The sequence below is a fragment of the Longimicrobium sp. genome, from assembly GCA_036389795.1.
Taxonomy (GTDB): Bacteria; Gemmatimonadota; Gemmatimonadetes; order Longimicrobiales; family Longimicrobiaceae; genus Longimicrobium.
Genome location: DASVWD010000067.1, coordinates 1 through 8,504, shown reverse-complemented (window position 1 = coordinate 8,504; position 8,504 = coordinate 1). Strand labels below are relative to the sequence as shown.

Annotated in this window: 6 protein-coding genes; 5 read left to right on the top strand and 1 reads right to left on the bottom strand. The window is 70.4% G+C overall.

Annotated features, from left to right (window positions below; translation table 11 throughout):
- Nucleotides 1-272 precede the first annotated feature (272 nt).
- Nucleotides 273-2,222 (top strand): S41 family peptidase, encoded by a 1,950-nt coding sequence (locus VF746_08285; protein HEX8692400.1) that lies wholly within the window; start codon nt 273-275, stop codon nt 2,220-2,222.
- A 343-nt stretch (nt 2,223-2,565) separates the two neighbouring features.
- Entirely contained in the window at nt 2,566-4,158 is a 1,593-nt protein-coding gene (locus VF746_08280; GenBank protein ID HEX8692399.1) for a TldD/PmbA family protein, read from the top strand.
- Nucleotides 4,159-4,214: 56 nt separating this feature from the next.
- On the opposite strand, the gene VF746_08275 is transcribed toward VF746_08280, so the two are convergent.
- Complete coding sequence (locus VF746_08275) at nt 4,215-4,574, bottom strand: four helix bundle protein (GenBank protein ID HEX8692398.1); 360 nt, start codon at nt 4,572-4,574, stop codon at nt 4,215-4,217.
- 318 nt (nt 4,575-4,892) lie between these two features.
- Here VF746_08275 and secD point away from each other — a divergent pair, with 318 nt between their 5' ends.
- The 3 genes from secD (at nt 4,893) to VF746_08260 (ending at nt 8,470) form a co-directional block, all read left to right on the top strand.
- On the top strand, nt 4,893-6,509 hold the full coding sequence (secD, locus tag VF746_08270; GenBank protein ID HEX8692397.1) for a protein translocase subunit SecD: 1,617 nt from the start codon (nt 4,893-4,895) through the stop codon (nt 6,507-6,509).
- Nucleotides 6,510-6,533: 24 nt separating this feature from the next.
- A complete protein-coding gene (secF, locus tag VF746_08265; protein HEX8692396.1) occupies nt 6,534-7,526 on the top strand; it encodes a protein translocase subunit SecF in 993 nt (330 codons plus the stop codon).
- A gap of 176 nt (nt 7,527-7,702) precedes the next feature.
- Entirely contained in the window at nt 7,703-8,470 is a 768-nt protein-coding gene (locus VF746_08260; protein HEX8692395.1) for a TatD family hydrolase, read from the top strand.
- Nucleotides 8,471-8,504: the final 34 nt, after the last annotated feature.

The following is an 8,504-nucleotide window of genomic DNA, read 5'->3' as shown; positions in this document are numbered from 1 at the left end:
GAGTTCCGGAACGGTTTCGGGCGGTCCGGGACACGGCGTTGGGGCACGCCCGCCTCAGCGCCGCGCCCGCGCCGCACCCCCGGCCCGGGGCGGCGGCCGGTCCAACCCGTTCGTCCGCAACGGCTTGAAAATCGTGGAAATCCGCCGTGGGCGGGGCATCGAACGTGCTGCGGCGGCGTGGATCGTCCGGCGCTTCTCCCGCCCGGGAATCCGCGCGATTGTTTCCACCCGACCGATCATCATCTCCCCCCTCTTCTGGACGAAGGCATTCCATGGACGGGATCGACTGGAGCGAGGGGATCTCGGGGAGGCCGAACGCGGCGGTGGCCGAGCAGCTGCGCGGCGCCGTCACCCTGCGCGAGTTCCTCCAGACGCCCGACCGGCTCGCGCCCCCGGAGAAGCTGCTGATCGTGGAGCAGGCGCAGGTGCTCTTCGAGCAGAACTACGTGCACCTGCCGCTCAAGCGCGCCATGCACGCGGTGGACCCCGTGCAGCGGCTCCGGCTCCTCCGCTACCGGCTGGAGCAGGGCGAGGCGGTCGGCGACCTGGACTTCCACAAGGAGATGACGCGCATCTTCAACTCGGTGCGCGACCTCCACACCAACTACCTCCTCCCCGACCCGTACGCGCAGGCCACCGCCTTCCTCCCCTTCCAGCTGGAGGAGTTCTGGGACGGCGAGCGCCCCCGCTACCTGGTGTCGAAGGTGGTGGAGGGCTTCGAGCACCCCACCTTCTGCCCGGGCGTGGAGGTCTTCTACTGGAACGGGACGCCGGTCGCGCGCGCCGTGGAGGCCAACGGCGACCGGCAGGCGGGGAGCAACCCGGCCGCGCGCCACGCCAAGGGGCTGGCCACGCTCACCGCCCGGCCGCTCCTGCGCTCGCTCCCCCCCGACGAGGAGTGGGTGGCGGTGGGGTACCGGCGCGGCGACGCGTCGGGCGTGCGCGACCTGGAGATCCGGCTCAACTGGATGGTGTTCACCCCCGAGAGCCCGGCGCCCACCGTCAACCCCAACCGCCCCACCCGCCAGGCGGCGGCGCTCGGCACCGACGTGCAGACCGAGGAGCTGAACCGCGCCCGCAAGGTGCTCTTCGCCCCCGGCGCCGTGGACGCCGAGCGCAGGCTGCTGGAGAGCGCGCGCCCACAGAGCCCGGGGAAGGACGCGCTGGAGACCACCATGCCCGGGGTGATGAAGGCGCGCTCGGTGGATACGCGCTGGGGCCCCGTGGGCCACATCCGCCTCTTCAGCTTCACCGTCCCCGACGCCGACGAGCTCGTGGCCGAGTTCGTCCGCCTGGCGCGGCTGCTCCCGCAGGACGGGCTGGTGGTGGACGTGCGCGGCAACGGCGGCGGGCTGATCTACGCCGGCGAGCGGCTGCTGCAGGTGATGACGCCGCGGTGGGTGGAGCCCGAGCGCGCGCAGTTCATCAACACCCCGCTCAACCGGCAGATCTGCCACCTGAACGCGGGCGGCGAGCTGCAGCTGGGGGCGTGGGAGGCCTCGATCGCGCAGGCGGTGGAGACGGGCGCGCAGTACTCGCTCGGCTTCCCGATCACCGACCCGGAGAGCTGCAACCGGGTGGGCCAGCAGTACCAGGGCCCGGTGGTCCTGGTCACCGACGCGCTCTGCTACAGCACCACCGACATCTTCGTGGCCGGCTTCGCGGACCACGCGGTGGGGAAGATCATCGGCACCAGCCCCAACACCGGCGCGGGCGGGGCCAACGTGTGGACGCACGAGCTGCTCACGCAGGTGACGGCCACCTGGCGCGAGACGCCGTACCGCCCGCTCCCCGCCGGCGCCAACATGCGCGTGGCGATGCGGCGGACGCTGCGCGCCGGGGCGCTGGCCGGCACCCCCGTGGAGGACCTGGGCGTCCGCCCCGACTACCTGCACCGGATGACCGCGCGCGACCTGCTGGCCGACAACGCCGACCTGATGGACTTCGCCGGGTGGGTGCTGCGGCAGATGCCCGTGCGCCGCCTGGCCGCCGAGGCCTGGCCGCTGGGCGACGGGACGCTCGGCGTGCGCGCGTGGACGCAGGGCGTCGAGCGCCTGGACGCCTTCCTGGACGGCCGCCCCGCCGCCCCCTCGATCGACGTGGCCGACGGCGCGCGCGACTTCCCCGTCCCGCTCCCGCCGGAGGGCGCCCGGGTGCTGGAGCTGCGCGGCTACGCGGGCGGCGAGCTCGCCGCCTCCACCCGCGTCTGGCTGGGGACGTGAGGCCAGAGCGTCGATCGGGCATGAGTTCTGAAATAGTCTCACGCAGAGACGCAGAGACACGGAGAAATGCCAGGGTTTCTCTGCGCCTCTGCGTCTCTGCGTGAGTCCAATCCGTTCGTCTTCGATCCAGGATCGTTGATCGGGAGCGAGGGCGTGTACCAGCTCTTCGACCGGGGGAAGAGCAACGCCTGCCTCGACACGCTGCTCGCGGACATGCGCGGCATCCCGGCGATGGTCTGAGCCGGCGGCGGAGATCTGCATCGCTCGGGGCGTTGCGGCGGGCGGGCGGGGGCGGTAGCATGCCGGGAACCCGTCTTCCCAACCGAACGGACCCGGACGCGAGATGAACCGCCGAGACTTCCTCCTGCAGGGCGCCGCCCTGGCCGCCGGGGTCGCCGCCGTCCCCGGGGTGGCGCGCGCCGCCCATCTCCAGCTCGACCAGCAGGACCAGCGCGCGCTGGCCATGCGCGCGCTCGACGCCGCCCGCCGCGCCGGGGCGAGCTACGCCGACGTGCGCATCAACCGCAACCGCAGCCAGGCCGTCTCCACCCGCGAGCAGCGGGTCAGCGGGTTCCAGGACTCGGAGACCTTCGGCTTCGGGGTGCGCGTGCTGGCGGGCGGGGCGTGGGGCTTCGCGGCCAGCCGCGACCTCACCCCCGACGAGGTGGAGCGCATCGCCCGCGAGGCGGTGGCCCAGGCGAAGGCGAACGCGGCCGTGATCCGCCGCCCGGTGGAGCTGGCCCCCACCGAGGTGTACCCCGACGCGCGGTGGCGCTCGCCGATCCAGGCCGACCCCTTCGACGTCCCCGTCGAGGAGAAGGTGGCGCTGCTGCTGGCGGCCAACGAGGCGGCGCTCAAGGTGCAGGGGGCGCGCTTCGCCAGCTCGTCGATGTTCTTCGTGCGCGAGGAGAAGACCTTCGCCTCCACCGAGGGCTCGTACATCACCCAGACCATCTACCGCACGCTGCCGCAGATGAGCGTGACCGCGGTGGGGGGCGGCGACTTCCAGAACCGCATGTCCACCGACGTGGCGCCGATGGGGCTGGGGTACGAGCACGTGCGGGGCGCGAAGCTGGTGGAGAACGCGCCGCGCTGGGCCGAGGACGCGGTGAAGAAGCTCTCCGCCCGCCCGGTGCAGCCGGGGCGGTACGACCTGGTGCTGCTCCCCTCGCACCTGTTCCTGACCATCCACGAGTCGATCGCGCACCCCACGGAGCTGGACCGCATCCTGGGCTTCGAGGCCAACTTCGCGGGCACCAGCTTCATCTCCCCCATCGAGGACTACCTGGGCAAGTTCCGCTACGGCCCCGACTTCTTCAACATCCAGGCGGAGCGCTCGGCGCCGGGGTCGCTGGCCACGGCCGGGTGGGACGACGAGGGGGTGCGCCCCGAGGAGTACCTGATCGTCAAGGACGGCATCCTGCACGACCTGCAGACCACGCGCGAGCAGGCCCCGTGGCTGGCCGACTGGTACCGGCGGATCGGCCGCCCGGTGCGCTCGCACGGCAACAGCTACGCGCAGAGCTGGTCGGACGTCCAGTTCCAGCGCATGCCCAACGTGAACCTGATGCCCAACCCCCAGCGCGACGTCACCCTGGACGAGCTGGTGGCCGACGTGCGCGACGGGATCCTGATCGAGGGGCGCGGCTCGTACTCCATCGACCAGCAGCGCTACAACGCCCAGTTCGGCGGGCAGGTCTTCTACGAGATCAAGAACGGCAAGGTGGGCGGGATGCTGAAGGACGTGGCGTACCAGATCCGCACCCCCGAGTTCTGGAACTCGCTGGACGGCCTGGGCGGCCGCAGCACCTACCAGGTCGGCGGCTCGTTCAACGACGGCAAGGGCCAGCCCTCGCAGTCGAACGCCGTGTCGCACGGCTGCCCGCCCGCCCGCTTCCGGAAAGTGAACGTCATCAACACGGGGCGGCAGGCGTAACTGCGAGTGCGAAAGTGCGAGAGTGCGAGAGTGCGAGAGTGCGAGAGTGAACAGCCTCAATTGCGGGATGAGGAGTGCAGGGAAGCCAACATCCTGCTGATTTCGAGACAGAGCTCGTACAGAACGTCGAAGTCCGCAGCCGTCAGGTAGCCCAGGTCGCGCGCGAGGTGGAGCTGGCTGCGAACCTCTGAGGCGGAGCCGCGCGCGATCGAGAGAAAGCGTCCGAACTCGTTGCGGCCGTAGCGCTCGAATCCCTCGGCGACGTTCGACATCACCGAAACCGATGCTCGGCGGATCAGGTCGCGCAGGGCGAAGTCGCGCGCGAATGTGCCGGTCCCGGTGACACGGTAGACCGACAGGGACAACTCCTTCGCCTTGCGCCAGACCGACAGGTCTTCGAATCTCGCGATCCTCATAGACTCTCCGAAGTGGGTGGACCGCAAAACTAACACTCCGAACGCCAAGCCGCGCCCCCTCCACTTTCGCACTTTCGCACTCTCGCACTTTCGCACTTCGTCTGTTTGCGGATCTTCTTGCCCGATATCGGTTTACCAGACCATCCCGTCGACAGCGAGGGCGGCCTCCGCGCCGTTCCTCGCATTCCGCTTTTCACGGGCGCGGGCGGTTGACAGGGGGCGGGCGGCGGGGATAGCTTTGCAAGTTTCCGAGCGACAACCAGTTCGCCCTCTGCGGCAGGTCCTCCAACCTCCTTTTTCGGGGAGTCGCGGCTTCCGATGTTCCAGAACCTCAAGGCCCGTCTGGGCCTGATCGCGGCGCTCGTCGTCCTGAGCGCGTTCTTCCTCTGGCGCAACTACAACCGGCAGGACTCCAACGGCAGGCCGCTCCGGCAGCCGGTCACCCTGGGGCTCGACCTCCAGGGCGGGAGCCACTTCGCCCTGGAGCTCGACCAGTCGCGCATGCAGCTCACCGGCGACCAGCGCCGGGACGCCATCGCCCGCGCGCTCACCGTGGTGCGCATGCGCGTCGAGGGCCTGGGCGTGAGCGAGCCCGTGGTGCAGCAGGCCGGCGACGACCGCATCGTGGTGGAGCTGGCCGGGCTCTCCAACCAGAGCCGGGCGAAGGAGGTGCTGCAGAAGGCCGCCTACCTCGAGTTCCAGATCGTGCGGCCGCTCGCCGACCTGCAGGCGGCGCTGCCGCGCATCGAGCAGGCCATCGTGGCCGCGTTCCCCAACGAGGGGAAGAAGCCCGACGTCCCCGCCTCCACCGGCGTGGGCGGGCTGCTGCAGACCAAGGGCGACTCGGCCAGGGGCGACACCGCCCGCGCGGCCGACACCCTGGCCACCACGCGGCCGCTGGAGAGCAAGATCGCCGGGCAGGGCTCCAGCGGGCAGCTCCTGATCCCCGACGCCGAGGTGCCCGCCGTGCAGCGCTACCTGGCCAACCCGCAGGTGAAGGCGCTCCTGCCGCGCGGCACCACCTTCCTGTGGGGGATCGCCGACACCGAGGAGCAGAAGGGCTTCGCCTCGCTCTACTTCGTCGAGGACAACGCGATCATGACGGGCGACCACCTGGAGGACGCCCAGCCGCAGACCGACCAGTTCGGGCGGCCGATCGTGGTGTTCGAGCTGTCGCGCCGCGCCGGGCGCCGGTTCGAGAAGGAGACCAGCGACCACCTGAACGAGCAGATGGCCATCGTGCTCGACGACCGCGTCTACACGGCGCCGGTCATCCGCGGCGCCATCAGCACGCGCGGGCAGATCGAGCTGGGCGACGCCACCCTGGAAGACGCCACCGACCTGGCGCTGGTGCTGCGCGCCGGCGCGCTCCCCGCCCCGCTCAAGATCGTCGAGGAGCGCAGCGTGGGCTCCACGCTGGGCGAAGACTCGGTGCAGAACGGCAAGATCGCCGGGATCATCGGCATCTGCGCCGTGATCGCGATGATGCTGGCCTACTACCGCCTCGCGGGGCTGTTCGCGGTGGTGGGGCTGGGGCTGTACGTGCTCTTCATCCTGGGGATCATGGCGGCCCTGGACGCCGTGCTCACCTTCCCCGGGATCGCGGGCCTCATCCTCTCCATCGGCATGGCGGTGGACGCCAACGTGCTGATCTTCGAGCGCATACGGGAGGAGCTGGCGGCCGGGCGCTCGGTGCGGCCGGCGGTGCAGGAGGGCTTCAAGCACGCGCTGTCGGCCATCGTCGACTCGAACCTCACCACGCTGATCACGGCGGCGATCCTGTACTACGTGGGCACCGGCCCGATCCAGGGCTTCGCGGTGACGCTGGCCATCGGCATCATCGCCTCGATGTTCACCGCGATCTTCGTGGTGCGCACGCTGTTCATGCTGTACCTGGAGCGCCGTTCGCCGGCCGCGCAGGGGCTTTCCATCTGACCGCGGGCCCGGGAGACTGACGATATGCGACTGTTCCAGAACGCGAACTATCCGTTCATCCAGTGGCGCACGCGCGCCTACGCCATCACGGCGCTCATGTTCGCGGTGAGCCTCGGCGCGATGGCGCTCAACTACGCCCGCCACGGCTCGTGGCTCAACTACGGGGTGGACTTCGAGGGCGGCACGCTGGTGCAGCTGGACTTCAACCGCCCGGTCGAGGTGGAGCAGATCCGCGCGGCGGCCCGCCAGGCGGGGCACCAGGGGTGGGAGATCTCCACCTTCGGCACGGGGGACAACTACCTGGTGCGGATGGAGAACTTCGTGGAGGCGCCGGGGCAGACGGTGCAGGGCCGCGTGGAGCAGGCGCTCTCGTCGCGCTTCAGCAGCCCGCGCGACTTCCGGGTGGTGCGCACCGAGTCCGTGGGCCCCAAGGTGGGCGACGAGCTGCAGTTCAGGGCGCTGATGGCGATCCTGCTCTCGTTCGCGGCCACGCTGGTGTACCTGTGGTTCCGCTTCGAGTGGCGCTACGGCCTGGCGGCCATCGCGGCCACGGCGCACGACATCCTGATCACGCTGGGGATCCTGGCCGTGCTGCGCAGCGAGATCTCGCTGGGCACGGTGGCGGCGTTCCTGACCATCGTGGGCTACTCGCTGAACGACACCATCGTGGTGTTCGACCGCATCCGCGAGAACATGGCCAAGCCGCGGCACGGGCGCAGCTACGCCGACATCCTGAACCTGTCGATCAACGAGACGCTGCCGCGCACGGTGCTCACGGGCTCCACCAGCCTGATGACGCTGCTGTCGCTGTACATCTTCGGCGGGGCGGTGATCCGCGACTTCGCGCTGGTGCTGATGCTGGGCATCATGATCGGCACCTTCTCCTCGATCTTCGTGGCCTCTCCGGTGCTGTACTTCCTGGAGAACAAGTTCCCGCACAAGGCCCCCAAGAAGGAGCAGGCCGTGCGCTCGACCCACGGCTCGCGCGAGCGCCCGCGGACGGCCAGGAGTGCGTGAGTGCGTGAGTGCGTGAGTAGCCGCGCGCACTCGGCCTGCTGAGAGACGATCGAGCCGCCGTGGGATTCGCTCCCGCGGCGGCTCGCTCTTTTGTGCCGTCCCTCGCCCGTTAGATTCCCCGCCGCACTTTCGCACTTTCCCACTTTCGCACTTTCGCACTTTCGCACTCACGCACCATGCAGTTCATCGACGCCCACGCCCACCTCGCCGACGAGCGCATCCTCCCGCAGGTGGACGAGGTGGTCGAGCGGGCGCGCGCGGCCGGGGTGGCCGGCATCGTCACCATCGCGACGGACGCGGACGACGCGCCGGTGTGCCTGGGGCTGGCGGAGCGCTTCCCCGAGGTGTGGTCGACGGCGGGGATCCACCCGCACGCGGCGAGCACCTTCTCCGCGGAGACGCTCGGGCGCGTGCGCGGGCTGCTGGCGCACCCCCGGGTGGTGGCGGTGGGGGAGACGGGGCTCGACTACCACTACGACTTCTCGCCGCGTGGAACGCAGCGCGAGAGCTTCGCGGCGCACCTGGAGCTGGGGCGCGAGACGGGGCTGCCGGTGATCGTCCACTCGCGCGAGGCCGACGACGACCTGCGGGCCATGCTGCGCGAGGGCGGGGCGGGGACGCTGGGCGTGCTGCACTCCTTCTCCAGCGGCCGGGAGCTGCTGGAGGAGGCGCTGGCGCTCGGCTGGTACGCCAGCTTCTCGGGGATGGTCACCTTCAAGAAGTTCGAGGGGGCCGACTTCGTGCGCATGGTGCCGGCGGACCGCATCCTGGTCGAGACCGACACGCCCTACCTGGCCCCCCTCCCCCACCGCGGCAAGACCAACGAGCCCGCCTTCGTCCCCCACGTGGCGCGCCGCGCGGCGGAGATCCGCGGCGAGCCGTTCGACGAGCTCGCCGCCCGGCTCGTCGAGAACACCCGCCGCTTCTACGCGAAGATGCGGTAGCGGCTCCCTCGCACGAATCCATCCTGAACCGAAT